Genomic DNA, 20576 nt, shown 5'->3' on the forward strand with positions numbered 1-20576 from the left:
CAGTAAAGTAATTAGGTGGTTCAGGATAAAATAGAGGATTTATAAACGCATTGGCAGCATTCCAGCCAACCCTGCAGTAGTTATACAATTTACGGGCCGCAGATTATTTAATTGAAATGTTGTAGTAGTAAGCTTACTTGCCGGCAAAAAATAGACCCCTGTGGAAACAGGGGTCGCAACCAAAACTAACTGCTTATGAGAAAATTTTTCTGCTTTTGTTGAATACAAAATTACTGTTGTTAATGGTAAAATCTTGTTATTGCAATGTTAGTAGTGGATTAAAATTTCATTATAATATTGATGAGGATCAACTATTTGAGTAAGATATGATACCGGATCATAATACAAAAATGCTTGAGCCAAATAAAAATGGAAAAGCCGCATAACAAAGCCTTTGAGTTTTCTTTATTATTTTTAGCGGGATGCCAACGAAAAGATTTGTATTACGGGAGATCAAAAGTTATTTCCTGATCATCATTGCCATTCTTTCCGCTGGCATGGGCATAAAAGGTTACCTGCTTTCCAGTCATTTTATTGATGGAGGGGTAACTGGTATTTCGATGCTATTGAATAATATTTTTGGCTGGCCATTATATATACTCATTCCCCTGATCAATCTTCCTTTTATTATACTGGCCTACTACCAGATGGGGCTTAAGTTTGCCTTGAAAAGTTCACTGGCCATTGCCGGGCTGGCGATCTGCCTGGCCTTTGTTCCATATCCTGATGTGACACCTGATAAATTATTGACAGCGGTATTCGGAGGCTTTTTTATTGGACTCGGTATAGGTCTGGCCATCAGGGCAGAGTCGGTACTGGACGGCACCGAGATAGCCGCCCTACTTGTAAGTAAAAACACCAGCGTATTGAAAGTTGCTGATGTGATCCTGCTGCTTAACGTGGTTATATTTGCCACAGCGCTGTTCTTCCTGGGCGTGGAACCTGCCTCCTACTCCATCCTTACCTATTTCGCGGCTTCCAAAACCATAGATTTCCTTTTATACGGACTGGAAGAATACACAGGTGTTACTATTGTTTCACCTTACAGCGATAGTATCAGGGATCGCATTACGGAAGAAATGGGAAGAGGTGTGACCGTATATAGTGGAAAAAAAGGTTATGGGAAGCGTGGTGAAAGTGATGCGGAAAATGATATTCTTTTTACTGTTGTTACACGCCTCGAAGTGGGAAGATTGAAAACTATTGTAGATGCCATTGACCAAAATGCCTTTATCATCCAGCACAGTATCAATGATATACAGGGCGGGATGGTAAAGCAAAGAGGCCTTCATTGACAGCAATTATTTTTTTCTTCTATAGCGCCGCCGCAGGGTAGTAATACCAAAATAAGTTATGTACATTTACCGCCTAAAATATCCTACATGAAACTTTTTGTAGCAGGCCTCCCTTACGATCTTTATGATGATGAACTAATGGAGATCTTCGAAAAATTTGGCACTATTGCTTCCGCCAAAGTTACCATGGATAAAGAAACAGGTAAAAGCAGGGGTTTTGGTTTTGTAGACATGCCCAATGATGAAGAGGCTAAAGAAGCTATCGAACACCTGAATGACATCTCTCTTGGCAAAAAGCCATTAGTGGTAAAACAGGCTGACGATCGTGGTGGATCTGGTGGCGGCCAAGGCGGTGGTGGTGGTTTCCGTGGTGGCCAGGGTGGCGGCGGTTTTAATAAAAGAGACGACAGGGGCGGCAGGCGGTATTAATATCAGCCTTGCATCTGTAAATAATAAAGAGCAGCATTTTCAATGCTGCTCTTCTTGCCTAAATAGGTCATCAATCTTTTAGAAAATTAAGCACCTGCTCTTTAAAGATTTCTGGCACCTGGATATGGGGAATATGCCCAACTCCTTTCAGCTCCACCAGCTTTGATCCCCTGATCTGGTGTTGCAGTTGCTTACCCAATAAGTGATACTGGCCATGATGTTGAATGATGGCCTTATTCAGCAGGTTCTTTCCAACTATGGTTCTGTCGGCCTGGCCAATAATGGCCAGCGTAGGCACCCTGATGTTTTTTAATTCATAAACCACCGGTTGTTCATAGATCATCTGGTAAGTCAGAGCACTGGCCCAGGTAGCTTTTTTAAAATCCGGAAATTGCAGCGCGGCATACTGCGCATCCACATAAGGTTCATAAGCTTCTTTCCACGCCGGGTAGTACGATTGCTGGTATTTCTTCAGCGATTCCCTTGTAGCCTTCAATTCATTGGCATATTGTTCATCTACTGAATAATAAGGCACAAAGGTCTTGTAATCTTCAAGGCCAATTGGATTCTCGTAGATCAGCTTTTCAACCCTGTCGGGATACATCAACACAAAACGGGTACCCAACATGCCGCCCATGGAATGAACCAGCAGTGACACTTTCATTACACCAAGGGTATCGAGCAATTGTTTGGTATTGGCAGCAAGCAAATGAAAACTGTAATGTATATCAGGCTTGTCTGAATAACCCCAGCCTACCTGATCGGGCACAATGACCCTGTAGCCTGCCGATGATAAAAATGAGATCACGTCTTTCCAGTAAAAGCCATTAAAATTTTTCCCATGTAACAACAATACAGTTCTGCCATTTGCTTTCCTGGGATTTACATCCATATAGGCCATCCTTACTGGTTGTTGCTCTATGGTGATACTGAGATAGTGAACTGGATAAGGATACTCAGTTTTTTGGGCCTCTGAAATAAGAATACATTGTAGGAATAAGATAGCTAAGAGGATATGCTTCATGGTTGTAAGGGTGTTGGTTAGAAAAGCAAATTGCAAAGAAACAAAACTGTGGCTTAGTGCAGTTTGGCGGCCTCCTGCTGGTGGTACATTTTCAACCGGTCACTGATATAATAGATCACTTCTTCGTTGGTAGAGTGCTGACGCAACCATTGATAGGAAGGTGTATTCTCATACAGGAACTGTCGCAAGGTGTCTCCTTTTAAGCTCGTATAAAAAGCCACCATAGCTGCGGGAAAACGGTAATTGACATAGGCTAGTCTTTCAGTCTCTTCAAACAACTTTTCCTTTTTGCGTTGATCCTGGTATTTACGTTTGGTAAACCTATCCAGGTTTAACACGATACCAAAACCTTCATGACGCCTGTTGGAAATTGTTGAGAGATCTTTCCCCCGCATCAGGTCAAATGTGGAACGGCGGTCTATACTGTCCGACTGGTACTTGTTATAGCGAGCACTTACTGTCACATTGGGAAGAATATCGCCTGTGGGAGAGAGATATAGTGTAAGCGTATCTGTTGATAAAAAGGAATATCGAAGCGTGTCGCTCTGGTACCCGGGAGCAGCCGCCAGGACCAGGTCGCCGGGTGACAGCCTGAGCGTAAATAAGCCATTGCCATCGGTGTGAAAAACTACCCTTGTCTTTTCATTCAATATGCTACCGTTGCTGATAGGAAAATGAGTGATGCTATCCTTCAACAATCCACTTACCGTTACTATTTGCGCCTGGCAATAGTTACCCATGGTAAACAACAAAACAAAAAAACAAATGGCTTTATACATAATGCAGGTTGGCTATGAAATTAAACTAACAACTACCTCAAAATGGTTAAGGGCAGGTTAATAGAATCAAATGCCACCTCTACATTATAAGCATTTTCAAATATCTTGCGGATGAGCAATCTTACTGTCATCATAAAATCTATTAGCTATATGAAAATCTGGAGCACCCTGGTTGTATTATTCATTGTAATTACCATGCATGCACAAACCTCACCGGCCTCGCTGGCATTGATACCAGAACCGGTATCCGTTCGCACAACCAAAGGCCAGTTTACATTGCCTTCACAGTTGGTCATAGCTGCACCTGCCAGTGCTGAAATGAAAGAAGTTACTGGTACACTGGTGCATCGCCTGGCAACTGCCACAGGTGTAAAAGTTTCTGCCGTATCGTACTCACCTGCTGCTTCCATACAATTGGAATTGAATAAAGTGAAGGATAACAAAATTGGCACTGAAGGCTATAATCTTTCAGTTACTCCAAAAAAGATCCAGTTGAAAGCCAATACACCTGCTGGTTTATTCTATGCAGTTCAAACACTTTTACAATTATTTCCGAAAGAAATAGAAAGCGATTCTGTCATGCATCATGTTGCCTGGAATGTGCCTGCAGTGGAGATCACCGATTATCCACGATTTGGCTGGAGAGGATTGATGTTTGATGTAACAAGACATTGGTTCACCAAGGATGAAGTAAAGCAGTTCATTGACGACATGGTACGTTATAAGTACAACCTGCTGCACCTGACGCTGTCAAATGATGAAGGTTGGCGCATTGAAATAAAAGGGTTACCCAAATTAACCGAGGTTGGCGCATGGCGCGTGAAAAAAGAAGGATACTTTGGAACGTTTTCTCCACCCACACCTGATGAACCACGCAACTATGGTGGCTTCTATACACAGGATGATATCCGTGAACTGGTGCAATATGCAAAGGCCCGCTTTGTCAATATACTTCCGGAAATAGATGTGCCTGGGCACAGCCTGGCAGCAGTGGTATCCTATCCCGAACTATCCTGCACCCCTGATGCAAAGAATTATGTAGTGCGTTCAGGCGAACAGATCATGGACTGGTCGCACGGAGCGCCACCCATTGCCCTTATTGACAATACACTTTGCCCCGCCAATGAAAGAGTATATGGATTCCTTGATACGGTCATCACACAGGTAGCCCAATTATTTCCTTTTGAATATATACATATGGGTGGTGATGAAACACCGCAAAACTTCTGGAAGAAAACACCCGAGATACTCGAGTTGATGAAAAGAGAAGGATTGAAGGACATGCATGAAGTGCAGGGATATTTTGAAAAGCGGGTAGAGAAAATCGTGCAGTCGAAGGGTAAAAAGTTTATGGGATGGGATGAGATCGTGGAAGCAGGAGTAACCCCTACTGCAGGCGTCATGAGTTGGAGAGGTATGAAGGGTGGCATTGAAGCTGCCAAAACAGGACACGAAGTGGTAATGAGCCCTACCACCTACGCTTACCTCGATTATATGCAGGGAGATCCTATTACTGAGCCTAAAGTTTATGCTTCTCTCAGGTTGAATAAAGCTTACGAATTTGAACCCTTACCAGAAGGTGTGAATGCTAAGTATGTAAAAGGTGGCCAGGGTAATCTATGGACGGAGCAGATAGCCAATATGCGCACGGTGCAATATATGCTGTGGCCGCGGGCATTAGCCATAGCAGAATCAGTTTGGAGTCCAAAGGAAAAGAAGAACTGGAACAGCTTCTTTCCAAGGGTGGAGCAACACTTTGCAAGGTTTGACATTGCCGACAGGAAATACTCACCTGCTGTATATGACCCGATATTTGAAGTAAGCCGCAACGCTGATAAAAGTCTGAAGATCACACTTAGCACGGAACTGCCGGACCTGGACATTCATTATAGCTTTGATAATTCATTTCCCGATAATCATTACCCTGTTTATAAAGGACCGCTTACTCCACCAAAGGATGCAGTAATGCTGAAACTGATCACCTATAGAGGGAATAAGCCTATGGGAAGAATGATCTATATGCCAATTGAAGAATTGAATAACAGGGCGGATAAAAAGAAATAGATTAATGATAAAGCCGCGAACTAATATACGGAACGTATAACGTAAATAACTAAACGATAATTTGATAAAAGAAAATTGTCATAATGTAAAAAGCCCCACTTTAGGTGGGGCTTTTTACATTATAGCTTCTTTATCAATCAATAGGCTTGTAATCAGTGAACAGGTCAATCTTCGTATGCTCCACCTGTGAACGGTAATTGTTCCACTGGCTGGCATAAAAACTATTGATCCGTTTAACTGCCGCAGCGATCATGGCCTCAGCGTTTTTCACCAGTTGCTCTTCCTGTGCTCCGGGCGCTACACTTTTCGACATGATGTAATTCTGTGCTTCCTGCATGGTATTCATTACATTGATAGTGGGTGGGCGTGACAGTCCCTGGCGATCAGATGGTTTTCCACTGATATACTCGCGGATGGCCTTGATACTATCTTTGGTAGCTGTAGTTAACTTTTGTAAAGAATCTATGTCCTTACCTGTTAGTCCCTGAAGGTTGGTAGTAAGCTTTGACAATACTTCTTCAGATTCAGCCAGGCGGTCCATACCTGTCAATAATTTATCAGAGCTTTTCCGCAGGCGCTCCAACATGGCACGCTGTGCTGTCTTTACTGCTTCTGATTTATTTAGTCGTGGATCATCCTTGATGGTAACAAGGGTGGAATCCGCTTCTTTACCAAAAGTCAGCACCACTTTATATGTTCCCGGAAATACCTGCAGGCCTCCGGGCTCATTGGCTGTGATATTGCCACCCTTCACCGCACGGCTTCCAGGCTGACGAAATCCTTTTTCTTCCATACCCCACCATTGACGGTTTAATCCTGTATCTGCTTTCCACTTCAGGTTACGGATCACTTCATTTTTATCATTGTAGATTTTAACCACTACACTATCCATCGCAGCCTTTTCCTTTCCCTTGTTCAGTGAGGTATCCGCAGGGGCTATTACTGATTTACTGGCTTGCGCTTTTCTTTTTTTTCCAGTGCTTACAGAAGAGGAAACTGTTTTGTTATTGATAAAATAAGAAATCTCAGCGCCACGTCGCCTGTTGGGAGCGCCCCATAATCCATAAGTGCTCCATTCATAACCAGGAGCATCCTTAAAGCTGGCCTGGTATGCAACCGGTGTTTCAAAAGCTGTAATAGATTTATTAAACACCTGGCCATTATTTGCAGCTATCCTACGAAATGGGCGAATATCATCCATAATCCACAAGGTGCGGCCAAAGGTAGCAATGGCGAGGTCCGCCTCCCGCTCCTGTATGGCAAGGTCAAAAGTGGAAACAGCAGGGAAATCATCATTCTTCCAGTGCTGGAAACTATTGCCATTGTCAAAGCTTACCCAAAGGCCATGCTCACTACCTGCAAATATCAGGTTAGGTTCTGCAGGGTCCTGGATCATGCATAAGGCGTAGCCATCTATGTTCTTCCCTGCCAGCATATTGGTCCATGTTTTTCCATAATCTTTCGTGCGGAATATATAAGGGTTGAAATCACCACGACGGTAATCATTGGCCACTACGAAGGCCTCAGCCGCATTGTACCGCGAAGCCCTGATCTGCGGCACCCAGGCGCCTACCGGCATGCCTGGTATCTTGCCGCGGAAGGAGGTCCATGTTTTTCCACCATCCCGCGTCAGCTGCACATTACCATCATCTGTTCCTACCCATATCACGCCATGTTCTTTGGCAGAAGGTTCAATGGCAAGAATGGTACAATAATTCTCTGCACCTGTTATATCAAGCGTCAACCCTCCATTTTCCGACTGGTCAATTTTGGCTGTATCATTTGTAGTGAGATCAGGTGAAATGGTCTGCCAGCTGGCACCTTTGTCTGTACTCTTGTGCACAAACTGGCTGCCGTAATAAATCGTGCTTTTATCAAATGGATCTTGTGCTATGGCGCTGTTCCAGTTGAAGCGAAGTTTAACAGAAGTATCAAGGGCGGGAGGCTTCAGGAACCAGTTCTCCCCTGTTTTATAATTCAACCGCTGCAGGTTGCCTCCCTGGCTCATGGAATATACCCAATCCGGATCTCCTGCATCTGGCATGGCGTCAAATCCATCGCCGCCTCCAATATTGTTCCAGTAAAAATTCCGCAGGCCACCGTTGATCCAGGTGTAGGCCGGACCATGCCAGGTGCCATTATCCTGCATGCCACCCATAACATTGTAGGGAAGCTGGTTATCTACATTGATATGGTAGAACTGCCCTACAGGCAGGTTCTCATTAAAATTCCATGACCGGCCCCTGTCCCTGGTAATGCCCATGCCGCCATCATTACCATCAAGGATAAAATCAGGATCCTGTGGCGATATCCACCAGGCATGGTGATCGGGATGAATGCCACCATACTGCAGCAGGGTGCGAAACGTTTTGCCCCCATCTTCACTGATGTCTATAACATCATGTATGCTGTATAACCGATTTTCGTTCTTTGTATCCACAGCAATGTCCTGGAAATAAAATGGACGGTTGGTCACCCATTTGGGATCACTGTTTACCAGTTCCCATTTAGCGCCACCGTCATCACTTTTGTATAAGCCATTCTTCGTGGCTTCCACCATGGCATATACACGCGAAGGCATGCTTTGAGAAAAGGCAATGCCGATGCGGCCATAATTGCCCTCTGGCAAGCCATCATCCTTTCCCAGCTTCTTCCAGTTCCTTCCACCATCATAGGTAATGTATAAGCCACTACCAGGACCACCACTTTTAAAGCTCCATGGGGTGCGGCGGTGCTGCCACATATTCGCTATTAGTTTATTTGGATTGGATGGGTCCATCGCAAGGTCGGCACAACCACTGGTGTCATTAGTATAAAGTACCCGGTTCCAGGTAGTCCCTCCATCGGTAGTCTTATAAACGCCACGCTCGGAATGCTCCGCATATGGGTTACCGATAGCTGCAGCATAGACCACATCCGGGTTGACCGGATCAATAATAATGCGGTGCAGGTTACGTGTCTTTTCCAGGCCCATGCGTTTCCATGTCTTGCCTGCATCCAGGCTTTTATAAATGCCTTCACCAATATTAAGAGAGTTACGTGGGTTGCCTTCACCGGTACCCACCCACACCACAGCAGGATTACTTTGCTGCACCGCCACCGAACCTATATTGAGCGTAGGTTGCTGGTCAAATACGGAGGACCATGTGGCGCCTGCATTGGTAGTTTTCCATACACCTCCAGAGGCTGAACCAATATACCAGGTGTTGGGATCCTTTTCCACTACATCAATAGAGGTAATACGCCCGCTCATACCGGAAGGCCCAATATTGCGTGGCTTCAGGTTCTTAAGCCTGCTGATGTCAATGTTTTGAGCAAGAATAGAAACAGATAAAAAACTAAATACAACAATAAAAAAGGGTCTCATCAGTCAATTTTTAAACAGGGCTAAACTTACTGATAAGTTGTGAGAGTGGGATGTATAAGTATGCTGCTAAAACAAATTGAACCCCTGTTACCCTTCCGGAAAACTATGATCTGTTATAAAAAAGAAGGCCACTCACCAGGAAATGAAACATCACCTGGTGAGCGATCTTTACAATTTTCATTTAAAACAGGTCCAGTCTATCTGCCAGTTTTCTGTTCTTTCCTGGTTTGTAGGGAATGCTGAATGTTGGGTGTAAGAAACCAGTTTACCGCTTGCATCTAACTGGTGGTTACTATATTGCCTTTCAAAAGAAGCAGGGTAACTAATACCCTCCCCACCAAATGAAGAACTGGTAAGCAGGTTCTCCGGTTGCAATTCAGGCAAAACATTCAGGTATTTCAGGAAGAAATAAAACATGTGGTAATCGCCAAACATATCATCAGGATATACCTGCGCCCTGGCCTTCCTGGAAGCATCATACCTGTAGTCTATCCAGGATTTGTCTGAACTCCTATAAATACCTCCGGCTGTAAGTCTTGTTATATTTTTATTTCCTTTATCGTAAGCCAGTTGAATATAAGGTATCCATTGCCCTGCATCCACAGAATGCACTTCACCGGAAATTTGTATCTCTCTAAGGACATTGCCCGCATAAATGAAATTATAATCTCGCCGGTAGCTCCAGTCTAGATAAAAAGGAGTAGCTGCTTTGGCACTGGTCAACCGGCCGTTGGGACTAAAATTTAAAACAGCAGTAGTATCACCATTATCCCTGGTGAAGATCATTTGCCCTGGCTGGTAGGAAACATTCAGGTTGAAACTATATTGAATTCCTGTGGCTACGTTTCGAAACCGGCTATAGATGGATTGCAAACGGGAAGATGCGTCATAGGTCTTGGTAAATAAAGCAATAGACCCTGAGGTTTCCGGTATGATACCGGGTGCAGAAGCCTGAACATAATCGTATTTGTTTTTATTGAAAATGCCATTCATGCCTTTCAGGTCATTCTTTTTACAACTATTTAGAGCCGTAAGAATAAGTAAGAAGCTGGCGAAATAAACTTTTCTCATAAAATGATGATTAAGGTGTTATATAATATCAGTTCGTCAGTTGGAAAGAATTGTTTTAAGAGTTAATATCCAACTGTTACAAGCTTTGTTCATTTAAAACATTTCCAGTCAATGGTCCAGTTTTCTACCATTGTGAGATCATAAGAGCGGTGAGAGGTTTGGGTGTAGGATAACAACTTTCCTTCCTTATCTATAATATGGTTGGAATAAACCCGGTCATAAAATGATGGATAGGGATAAAAGACTGTTGACCCATAGGTGGAACTGGTTAACATATTCTCAGGCTGCAGGTCAGGCAAAATATTAAGGTATTTTAAAAAGAAATAGAATGTAAACGCATCTCCAATCATATCATCCGGGTAAACCTGTTCTTTGATCTTCCTGGAATAATCATATACATATTGAATGGTATCATAGGCACCACTATGGAAAAACTTGAGTTTAGAAATGTTTTTATTGGTTTTGTCATAACTCATTTGAATAAAGGGTTCTGATTCGATGCCCTTTACTATCTCTGATAATTTGTTTCCAGTGTAGATAAACCTGATATCATTACCATTTACATGATCCAGTTGCCCCTGCTTATTAAAAGCAAAGTCGTAAACGGTTTCTCCTTTCATGCCTGTAAAGACCATGTGGCCCTGCGGATAACTTACCGTATACCTGTATAGATCAACTGGAAAATAGGCAACATTACGAAGACGGAAACTGATCTCTGAAAGCCGGTTATTGGCATCATAGGTTTTAGTAAATAGATAGATGGGTCCAGTTGTTTCAGGTATCAATCCAGGAGCATACGCCTGTGAATAATCACATTTTATTTTTTGAAACATCCCGGGAGGGATAAAATCATTTTTTTTACAAGCATAAAGGCCAAACAGGAGTAAGCTGATGTAAATAAGATATGCTTTTCTCATAGCATAAAAATTAAGGGTGATCTACAAAATCAGCAGTGCAATAAAGGTCTTTAGAGAGGATATGTAAGATAAGAAAATTGATTAATATAATATATGACTTTGCACCCTGCCTTAATGTTGAGGTCCACTATTGAACAATGAAAATTGCGCATTTAAACCACCTAAAAGAAGGACTGCTAAAAAAGGTATCTCCAACCTTAATACTTCATCATTTGATATTCCTTATGCTATTTTTCGATATTCCCATTCTCCACCCTCCCCACTTAGGACCGCTGTCTAACCTACTTCCTACTAACACCCTATCAACCTCCAACCAACGCCCATGATACTCCGTGTTCGCACGGAGTATCTATACCGTAGATAGGGAGCACCTATAAGGTTGCCAGGGAGGAGCTATCTCCAGGTGGACGCCCTCTGTTCACTACTGCACCTCCTAGAATGTCGCATTCTTACCACTTATTACCTTTCCTGATCCAGAACTTTATATCAGGAACAGAGGTAAATAATCTTCCTAAGAAATACCGATAACCCAATCCGTCGGGAGTTCTGGTAAATCGATAAATCATATAGTAGCGTCAAACCCAGAGGTATCGTCTCAAACCAATATAGTGAGCTATCGCGGCTTTAACACGTTAATTGTAAAAAAATGAAACGGATTTTACTTTCAATATTGTTGGTAGTTACAAGCTTAGCTATCATCTTCCCCGCTTGCAGAAAAGAGCATTCATGTGAAACATGCGGCAAAGGCAATAAGCCACCCAGAGCCTGCGCGGGCCTGGATCAAACCATTACTTTGCCAATAAATTCCTTGCATTTAAATGGCCGTTGTTCCACTGATCCCAATAATGATATTGCGGGTTATCTCTGGACAAAGATTTCTGGCCCTGGTCTGATTAGCATAGACAATGCAAGGGAGGTTGAAACACAGATAAGTGACCTGGCCGAAGGCACCTACCTGTTTCAATTGAAAGTCACAGATGCAGGTGGATTGTTTTCGATGGATACCGTACAGGTGATTGTATATCCTCAAGGAAATGTGGTATATCCACCAGGGAATGATTCGCTTGTAAATATCTACGTGGCAGGAGACCTGAATGGCCAGGCCACTTATTGGAAAAATGGCCAGCCTGTAACACTAAAAAGCAAATCTAATAATTCCGGTGCCACTTCGATTGCTGTTGCGGGCAGCGATATTTATGTGGCCGGGTGGGATGGCGATGGTTTTGTACAACGTTATAATATAGCCAAATACTGGAAAAACGGTGAGCCTGTGGAGCTGACCGGTCCCACAGGTGCAGGTGCGAATTCTATTGCGGTGTCAGGCAGCGACGTGTATGTAGCAGGGTGGGAAGTTAAAGGATCCGCGTCCATAGCCGAATACTGGAAAAACGGACAACCAGTTGCACTCACGGATGGAACAAAGGAAGCCGAGGCCACTTGCATTATAGTTGTAGATGGAAATGTATATGTAGCGGGTCATGAGAACGGGGTAGCCAAGTACTGGAAAAATGGCCAGGCAGTGGCCCTGACTGATGGGATTCAACAGGCTTTTGCCTATTCTATAGCTGTTTATGGCAGTGATATATATGTTGCCGGATCACAGTCGAACGGAACGACACACGTTGCCAGGTACTGGAAAAACGGACAGCCATTTACACTAACTAATGGATCAGCAGTTCAGGCAACTGCTAATGCCATAACTGTTACCAGCAGTGGTGTCTATGTAGCGGGGTGGGAAGGCGATGATGTTGGCAGAGTGGGCGGCACAGGTGCTGTAGCAAAATGCTGGAAAAACGGTCAGGAAGTCAAACTAACCAACGGGTCAAGCTACGCTTACCCCACTTCTATAGCTCTCTTTGGCAGTGATGTATATGTAGCAGGAACTGAATCTTATACGGCTTTATATTGGAAAAACGGGCAAACCGTACCTTTTAAAGTGTCCAATAACGCCTGGGCAACGAGTATATTGGTTGTACCTCGTTAAAGCAGACGGAGCTCTTGCTATCTGTAGTTTACTCAGAAAATAATAAATAAGAAGCAAAACGCTGGCCTGGTTTGTAACTAAGGCCAGCGTTCCCTTAACTTGATACCATAATGTCAGGTACTGGCTTAAACTGCTTTAAAAATACCAGCACTTTATAAACAGGTAATGACGCCCTAAAGAAAAGAGAGATATAAACCGGAAGATTATTTTTGATGAAGACACAAACTGTTTCCGTCCAGGTCTTTTAGCCAGGCAAACTTTCCCCAGGGAGTATCATCAATCTTTCCACCTACTATTCCTTTTGCTGCCAAATCTTTTAGTTCTTCTTCAATATTATCTGTTTCACAAATAATAGCTTGAAAACCTGCAAGTGAAATACTTGTCTCGCTACCGGGCAATCGCATTTGTATCCATGTTTCACCATGTGGGTCTGGTGCTTCTATAACGATTTGGAAACCCAGCCTCAAATAAAACTCTTTTGCCTTTTGCCTGTCCTTTACCGGGAGCATGATAATTTCTACTGATTTCATTTTCTTATTTTTTGAATTACTATGATGTTTTCCATGCAAAGCTACTTGCGCATTCAAAGAGAAACGTATGGCAGATACGACAATGTTACCCGTTGATTGCGACAACATACTGTTATACATTTACCTTATGAAGCATGTTTCCATCTTACCGCTATACGAGGCTACCCTGTCAAGCATTGATAGCAGCCACCAGCTTTTCTCACGTATCAATGACTTTATGAAATACCAGGGGAAACCACCATTTTACGAAGTGGAAATAGTAGGTATAGATAAGAAAACAAAACTCAACAACGGGTTGTACCATATTCATACAGATAAAACAATACAGCAAATCATAAAAACAGACGTGATTGTCATTCCACTATTATGCGGCGATTTTAGAAAAGCCATAATAAAAAACAAGAAATACACTGAATGGGTAATAGAGCAGTATGACAACCATGCAGAAATCGTTTGCCTCTGTGTTGGTTCATTTTTTCTTGCATCAACCGGGCTTTTGAAAAATAAGAACTGTGCAGTGCACTGGGCTGTAAAAAATGAGTTCACAGCTATGTTCCCTGACATAAACATTACTGACAACACGATTATTACAGACGAAAATGGAATTTACACCAGCGGCGGCGGCTTTTCTTACCTGAACCTGTTGCTTTACATTTTTGAAAAACATTTGGGCAGGGAAATATCCATACTGGCATCAAAAATGTTTGAAATTGATATTGAAAGAAAAAGTCAAAATCCCTTCGTGATCTTTATGGGACAAAAACAGCATGGAGACGAAGTTGTTTTACAGGCACAGGAATTTATAGAAAAGAATCCTGCAGATACTTTTAACGTTGATGATATATGCAACAGGTTCAGTATAGGCCGAAGGACCTTTGAAAGGAGATTCAAAAAGAACACGAATAACTCCATCGTGGAATATATTCAAAGAGTAAAAGTTGAAGCCGCCAAAAAACAGCTGGAGACAGGAAGAAAGACCATCAACGAAATTATTTACGACATAGGCTATAATGATATTGATGCGTTCAGAAAGGTATTCAAAAAGTTTACCGACTTATCTCCAATAGATTACCGCAAAAAATTTGCAGTACAATAGTAAGGGTCCCTACGAAATGAATACCAGTATACCTTTAAAAAGCCATAATTCATTAAATTGATCTTCCTTAACCAGACTGACAACATGAACAAGATAATCATATTAATAACAGGGCTCCTGGCTTCGTTTTGCTTTGGGTTTGCTGCCAGGTCAATAATTGTTAAACCAATCAATTCTAACACCATCAATATGAAAAAAGTAACAGGGATAGGCGGCATTTTCTTTAAATGCAAAGATCCTAAAGCAGTTAATGAATGGTATAAAACCCACCTGGGTTTTGATACAAGCCCCTATGGTACAAGCTTTGAATGGCGGGATATGGAAGACAGCACAAAAAAGGGGCTGACGCAATGGAATCCCTTTGCCGAAACAACAAAATACTTTGAGCCTTCTACAAAAGAATTCATGATCAATTACAGGGTAGAGAACCTGGAAGCGCTGGTGGAACAACTTAAGCACGAAGGCGTTACCATTGTTGATAAAATAGAGGATTCGGAATATGGCAAGTTTGTACATATTATGGATATAGAAGGAAACAAGATTGAACTTTGGGAACCAAAGTAATTACATCATTCACTAAGCGCCTTATTGTAAATGGAGAAAGGCTGCCTTGTTCATCCTTTTTTCGGTAAACTAACTGCGGAGCAGGCTGGGCGTATTGCTTACAAACGTATTGACCATCATCTAAGCCAATTCAATCGTTAATATGTTTTCATAAGCCTTGAATTCCTTCCAGGAACATTTAGAAATAGTAAGCATACAGTAGTTGAAGGATGCGTATGAGCAGATATTGTATTCAATAGTGCAACCTTAGAAAAATAAGAGAGCCATCTATCGGAATCGAACCGACGACCTGCTGATTACGAATCAGCCGCTCTGGCCAACTGAGCTAAGATGGCTTGGTAAAGAACAGGGAAAATATTACGGTACTAATTTAAAAAATCCTGCAACAAAACACTTCCCTGTTCTCATGATATTTATCAGTTAAAATGTCTTTTTTACACCACCGGGCACATTGGTATTCTCAGGGTATAAAACTGCCTTTACATAATTGTCCATGGTTAAAAATTTCTGTGCTGCCTTTTGCAAGTCACCAACAGTTAATTCATCTACCTTTTGCTCATAGTCCAATATGTTTTCAGGATCCACCTGGTCAATAAAGGCCCGCGATAAATTATCCAGCCAGTAATTATTCTCCTGCAACTGCGAACGGTAATGCTTTTTCCATGTCTCCTTCACCTTATCAAGATCCTTTTGCTCCACTCCTTTTTGTTGCGCATTTTTGATGATGGCAAGCAAAGCATTGGTGAGTTTGTCCACATTCTCCGGGCCCGTTGGAATGGATGCAGAAACGGAATAATGCACATAAGGCCTTTTCTGAATAGCACCTCTTAACCCACCACTATACATGCCTCCCAGTTCTTCCCTGAGCTTTTCGATGATGGAAATATTCAACACATCCAGCAATGCCTGGAAGGCCATATTTTCCTCGCGGCTGTATTGGGTTTCTCCCGTCCACAATACGGTTATCAGCGCTTTTTCTTCCTTACCTTTTTTAATATTGGCTTCCACTACACCCTTCACAGGACGAATGTTATTGTCTTTAAATAAATGATCTGCTGGTGTAGCAGGCAGCGAACCCAGGTACTTCTCCAGCAATGGTTTGGCTTTCGCCAGGTCTATATTACCTACAAAGGTGAAATGCATACCATCGGCATTGCCAAAAACCTTTTTGTAAATGGACAATGCTGTATCCAGGTTCAGGTTATTGTATTCTTCTTCGGTAGGAATGACACTGATCCATGGATTGCTGTTATAAACGATCTTCATCAGCGTATCCTGGTAAAAAGCCTGCGGATTGCTTTTCATGAATTGCACCATACCTTTTTCCTTGGTCACCATAGATTTGAACAGGCTCTCATCCCTGCGCGGCTGAGTGAAATACAGGTTGACCAGTTGCAGGAAGGTCTCAAAATCCCTGACACTGCTACTTCCTTCTATTCCTTCTTCATAGTCATTGATATAGGGTGTTACTTCAACTGTTTTGCCGGAAAGAAATTTCTGGAGATCAGTAGGGGAAAGATCCTTTACCCCCATTTCGTTGACTACGTTGGCTGCATGTTTGGCATTGTCTTTTTCGGATAGAGGAAACCGTTGGTAACCACCCCAGCGCCATGCATCCATTAATACCTGGTCATTTTTATAAGTGGTTGGCTTGAGTGTAATTGTTACTCCATTGCTCAGGGTAATATTAGTTGTCCCCAGCTTATCATTCTTTGTTTCTGAAGTGATCTTTCCAGGTGTTGGCGTTTCACTCATCAGGTTTTGCGCTACTGCTTTTTCAGCGTAAGGTTTTACTTCCTGCTTAGTTGCAGCTACCATCTCTGACAAGAGCGCATCATTGGTTGGCAGTTTATCTTTCATTTTAGCAGGAGCCATCAGCAGCACAAAAGCATTTTTATTATCCGGCATTTTCCTGGCCACTGCATTGATCTCCGCTGCTGTAATGCCGGGCAATACCTGGCTAACAAATTTGTAACGGTTCTCCACCCCCGGGATGGGTTCGCCCTGTAAAAAGTTATTCAAATATCCCTGGACCAATTGTGCGGATTGTAATTTATCCTTTTCATGGAAAGCTGTTTCAGCGCTGTTCAATAGGGAAGCCTTGACCCTTTCGATCTCTGAAGGCAGAAAGCCATATTTGCGGGCTCTTTCTGTTTCAGCTACCACCGCATCCAGGGCTTCTTTAGAACTGTTATTTCCCAATACGGCAAATGATACAAAAGCTTCATAGCCCCGGATAAATGCTTGCTGCCCTGTGAAGGCATATACAAAAGGAGGATTCTCCTTTGTAGTTAGCTCCTGCAGGCGTTCATTGATCAGCGAATTGACCATGTCTTCTACCAGGTCTTTCCGGAAATCGGCCCATGTCTTTATTTTTTGAGCAGGCCTCAGGTAGTTGATCACTTCCAGTATGGTATTGGTGTTCTCTTCATCTGTCAGCACCATGGCCTCAGGCTTTGTTCTTGGTTTTATAGGAATAATAGCCGGACGAGGTTTGCTTGCTACAGGATTTTTAAAACTACTGAAATGAGCCTTGATCTTTTTCTCTGCTTCTGCCGGGTCAATATCACCTACAACGATTACGGCCATTAAGTTGGGCCGGTACCATTGTTTATAAAAGCGCTGCAGCGTGGCTGGTTGAAACGTTTTTAATATGGAGTCCGAACCAATAGGAAGGCGTTCTGCATAAAGAGAGCCATTGAATAGTTTTGGGAAATACTGGCGCAGCATTCTTTGCTGTGCACCCTTGCTGAGTCGCGACTCTTCCAGCACCACACCTCTTTCCTTGTCAATCTCTGATTTGTCCATCAGGTTATTGAAAGCCCAGTCCTCTAATACGGTAAAGCCCTGCTCCACGATCTTCGGATCATCGGTAGATATAGGAAGAATATAAACGGTTTCATCAAAACCTGTATAGGCATTGAGGTCGGCACCAAACTGCACACCTATCTTTTGCAGGTAATTCACCAGCTCATTCTTTGGAAAATGTTTGGAGCCATTGAAATTCATATGCTCCATGAAATGCGCCAGGCCACGCTGGTCCTTATCTTCCAGTACAGAACCTGTATTTACGGCAAGGCGCAGTTCTACCTTGTTATCAGGTTTGGTATTTTTTCGAATGTAATAGGTCAGTCCATTGGATAGTTTTCCCACCCTTACATTCGGGTCTACAGGAATGGGAGCTGATAGGTTGATCTGTGCGATGGATTGTAATCCAGAAAGGAAAACAAGCAAAAAAACATAACAATGCCGGAGCTTCAATTTCATAAGTGTTTTGTTAGAATACTAATATAATCGAATTGTTCTATTTGAAAACGGGTATGCAAAATTTAAAAGAAGGATTAACGTTCACTACTAAAAAAGTTAACCCTCCATTAGGAGGGCTAACCATATTGATTAAGCTATCCGTATTAAAAAGCTTTTTTCTTTTCTGTAGATGCAGCCCCATTGCCAGAAAGGTATTTGTCAAGGAAATCAAGGGTGACCTTAGCCGCCTTGATCTGGTTCTCTTTTTTCCGGAAGCCATGGCCTTCATCAGGGAAGAGCACATATTCAACAGGCGTTCCATTCTTGCGGGCTCCTGCCACGATCTCATCGCTTTCCACGGGCAACACACGTGGATCATTTGATCCCTGCAATACCAACAATGGCGTTTTGATCTTGTCTGTATTGAATAAGGGTGAAATATTATGCAGCCTCACGCTATCTTTTTCAGGATCTCCCATTTCTTCATACAATGCTTTTTTGAAGCTTTCCCAATAAGGCGGAACGCTTTTTAGCGTACGCAGCCAGTTGGTGACACCAAACAGGTCCACACCCACTTTAAATTCATTGGGATACTGGATGATACCTGCCAGGGACATGAAGCCACCATAACTGCCCCCATAAATACCGATCTTATTGGGATCAATGTAGGACTGCGAAGCCAGCCATTTTTTACCCCATACACAATCCTTGAGGTCCTTATCACCATGATTTCTATTATCCATTTTGTAGTACGATTTACCATAACCACTGCTGCCCCTGTTATTGACAGCAAGTATGGCATAACCATGATTGACAAAATATTGAATGGCCTGCGAATAACCGGCACGACTTTGTCCACCAGGACCACCATGCACCCATACCAACGCCGGCACCCTGCGTCCACCTGATGCCTGCTTTGGCTTATAAAATATGGCTGGCACTTCCATCCCATCAAAGGATTTGTATCGCACCACCTGTGCATCCACCAGGTCATTAGGATTGATCTCGGGGTTCAGCGCTGAGGTCAGCTTTTGCATCTTACGCGTATCGAAATTATACCACCATAGATTAACGGGCGAACGGTCTCCGGCCACATAAATGATCATATTCTTTTCCGAAGGAGAAATGCTGACACCCTGTACATTTCCTTCTTTAACTGCAGGAAAAGGAATTTGTTTCCCGGTGCGGTGATCAAAGAATAATACCTTATTACGTCCATCTTCATTAATGCCAATAACATGGTATTTACCATTTTCGCTGAGGTACATATACATCACATCCCATTTATCAGAATACACGGTTTCTTTTTTACCACTGGCAATATTGTACTTCACAAGGCGTGCAAATTCATTGTCCTCATTGGTCAGGTAATAAAATGCGCTGTTATCCAGTTCAAAAGCCTGTGGGGAATAGGTGGCTTCATCTTCTACGGAGATCTTTTTCAAATCGCCCGACTTCCTGTCCAGCAGGTACATTTCATTCTTATCCGTGGTGATATTCTTTACCAGCAAAATATTATTCTCGTCAGGGGAAATGCTCCCTACATCAAATCCCTTATCGTTGGTATAGAGCAATTCAGGCTTCAAATCGGCAATGGTCATTTTATAGACATCAAAATATTTTGGATCCCGAACATTGGATTGGTAATAGAATGCTGTTTTGGCTTTGTTCCATCCAAAGAAACTGGCCTTTTCCTTTTCGCCAGGGGTTAGGTCCTTAACCGAATCAGCGGATTGAAGGTAGATGTGCGCATTTTCATTGCCTCCTTTATCAGCGCTATACAGGAAATCATTGGACCCAGGGATATAATCGATCATAAAATAGGACTCCTTAGAAGATTTTGTCAGTGGCTTCTTTACTTTGGAAGAGAGGTCTATTTCATAAACATTGAAGATGCCTGTACTGTTATCATGCAGGAGGATCTTATTTTCCTGTTTATTGAAATTTCCTCCACCATAGTTGATGGTCTTGTAAAACTGTTCAATGGTATACTGTTTTACAAATTGCTGCGCATGCAGGGTTTGAATGAGAAAGAAAAAAAGAATGGAGTACAATGCCCGGTTCATATGCATAAGTTTTAGTCCTTAAAAGTTAGTGCATTAAATAACCGGGGCAAAAAATATATGATGGAAGGGTGATGGGTTGAAAGGTCGAAAGGTTAAAATGGCAAGGGGCCAGGTTGAGGATAGTGAATTATAAGCTTCTATGAA

14 protein-coding genes and 1 tRNA gene are annotated in these 20576 nt (G+C 42.6%); 6 read left to right on the forward strand and 9 right to left on the reverse strand.

Features of this window, described 5'->3' with window-relative positions:
• The first annotated feature begins 422 nt into the window (after positions 1-422).
• Both BUA53_RS09930 and BUA53_RS09935 read left to right on the forward strand, forming a co-directional pair.
• Positions 423-1295 carry a YitT family protein gene (locus BUA53_RS09930; protein WP_072835224.1) on the forward strand — a complete coding sequence of 291 codons (873 nt, stop codon included), beginning with the start codon at positions 423-425 and terminating at the stop codon, positions 1293-1295.
• An 87-nt stretch (positions 1296-1382) separates the two neighbouring features.
• Positions 1383-1724: an RNA recognition motif domain-containing protein gene (locus BUA53_RS09935; RefSeq protein WP_072835225.1), complete on the forward strand. Its 342-nt coding sequence runs from the start codon at positions 1383-1385 to the stop codon at positions 1722-1724.
• Between the two features lie 70 nt (positions 1725-1794).
• Here BUA53_RS09935 and BUA53_RS09940 read toward each other — a convergent pair whose 3' ends face one another.
• A complete protein-coding gene (locus BUA53_RS09940; RefSeq protein WP_072835226.1) occupies positions 1795-2748 on the reverse strand; it encodes an alpha/beta fold hydrolase in 954 nt (317 codons plus the stop codon).
• A 53-nt stretch (positions 2749-2801) separates the two neighbouring features.
• The gene (locus tag BUA53_RS09945; protein WP_072835227.1) at positions 2802-3527 is read right to left on the reverse strand and encodes a hypothetical protein; all 726 of its coding nucleotides are present in this window, start codon (positions 3525-3527) and stop codon (positions 2802-2804) included.
• A gap of 150 nt (positions 3528-3677) precedes the next feature.
• On the opposite strand from BUA53_RS09945, the gene BUA53_RS09950 reads away from it, so the two are divergent.
• The gene (locus tag BUA53_RS09950; RefSeq protein ID WP_072835228.1) at positions 3678-5591 is read left to right on the forward strand and encodes a beta-N-acetylhexosaminidase; all 1914 of its coding nucleotides are present in this window, start codon (positions 3678-3680) and stop codon (positions 5589-5591) included.
• Positions 5592-5724: 133 nt separating this feature from the next.
• Here the strand turns inward: BUA53_RS09950 and BUA53_RS09955 are convergent, their stop codons facing one another.
• The 3 genes from BUA53_RS09955 to BUA53_RS09965 form a co-directional block, all read right to left on the reverse strand.
• Positions 5725-8958, reverse strand: a complete 3234-nt coding sequence (locus tag BUA53_RS09955; RefSeq protein ID WP_072835229.1) for a WD40/YVTN/BNR-like repeat-containing protein — start codon at positions 8956-8958, stop codon at positions 5725-5727.
• Positions 8959-9135: 177 nt separating this feature from the next.
• Complete coding sequence (locus BUA53_RS09960; RefSeq protein WP_072835230.1) at positions 9136-10029, reverse strand: hypothetical protein; 894 nt, start codon at positions 10027-10029, stop codon at positions 9136-9138.
• Between the two features lie 89 nt (positions 10030-10118).
• Positions 10119-10946 (reverse strand): hypothetical protein, encoded by an 828-nt coding sequence (locus tag BUA53_RS09965; RefSeq protein ID WP_072835231.1) that lies wholly within the window; start codon positions 10944-10946, stop codon positions 10119-10121.
• A gap of 646 nt (positions 10947-11592) precedes the next feature.
• Here BUA53_RS09965 and BUA53_RS09970 point away from each other — a divergent pair.
• Positions 11593-12930 (forward strand): PKD domain-containing protein, encoded by a 1338-nt coding sequence (locus tag BUA53_RS09970; protein ID WP_072835232.1) that lies wholly within the window; start codon positions 11593-11595, stop codon positions 12928-12930.
• A 203-nt stretch (positions 12931-13133) separates the two neighbouring features.
• Here BUA53_RS09970 and BUA53_RS09975 read toward each other — a convergent pair whose 3' ends face one another.
• Positions 13134-13460: a VOC family protein gene (locus BUA53_RS09975; RefSeq protein WP_072835233.1), complete on the reverse strand. Its 327-nt coding sequence runs from the start codon at positions 13458-13460 to the stop codon at positions 13134-13136.
• 67 nt (positions 13461-13527) lie between these two features.
• Between BUA53_RS09975 and BUA53_RS09980 the strand changes: the two genes are divergently transcribed.
• Both BUA53_RS09980 and BUA53_RS09985 read left to right on the forward strand, forming a co-directional pair.
• Positions 13528-14556, forward strand: coding sequence for a GlxA family transcriptional regulator (locus tag BUA53_RS09980; RefSeq protein WP_317041267.1), 1029 nt, complete (start codon positions 13528-13530; stop codon positions 14554-14556).
• 84 nt (positions 14557-14640) lie between these two features.
• A complete protein-coding gene (locus tag BUA53_RS09985) occupies positions 14641-15120 on the forward strand; it encodes a VOC family protein (protein ID WP_217652974.1) in 480 nt (159 codons plus the stop codon).
• A gap of 261 nt (positions 15121-15381) precedes the next feature.
• On the opposite strand, the gene BUA53_RS09990 is transcribed toward BUA53_RS09985, so the two are convergent.
• The 3 genes from BUA53_RS09990 to BUA53_RS10000 all read right to left on the reverse strand — a co-directional run bounded on the left by BUA53_RS09990 (position 15382) and on the right by BUA53_RS10000 (position 20432).
• A tRNA-Thr gene (locus BUA53_RS09990) sits at positions 15382-15455 on the reverse strand.
• Between the two features lie 85 nt (positions 15456-15540).
• The gene (locus tag BUA53_RS09995; protein WP_072835234.1) at positions 15541-18387 is read right to left on the reverse strand and encodes a M16 family metallopeptidase; all 2847 of its coding nucleotides are present in this window, start codon (positions 18385-18387) and stop codon (positions 15541-15543) included.
• Between the two features lie 143 nt (positions 18388-18530).
• Entirely contained in the window at positions 18531-20432 is a 1902-nt protein-coding gene (locus tag BUA53_RS10000) for a S9 family peptidase (RefSeq protein WP_072835235.1), read from the reverse strand.
• Between the last annotated feature and the right edge of the window lie 144 nt (positions 20433-20576).

Source organism: Flavisolibacter ginsengisoli DSM 18119, assembly GCF_900129295.1.
GTDB classification, from domain to species: Bacteria; Bacteroidota; Bacteroidia; order Chitinophagales; family Chitinophagaceae; genus Flavisolibacter; species Flavisolibacter ginsengisoli.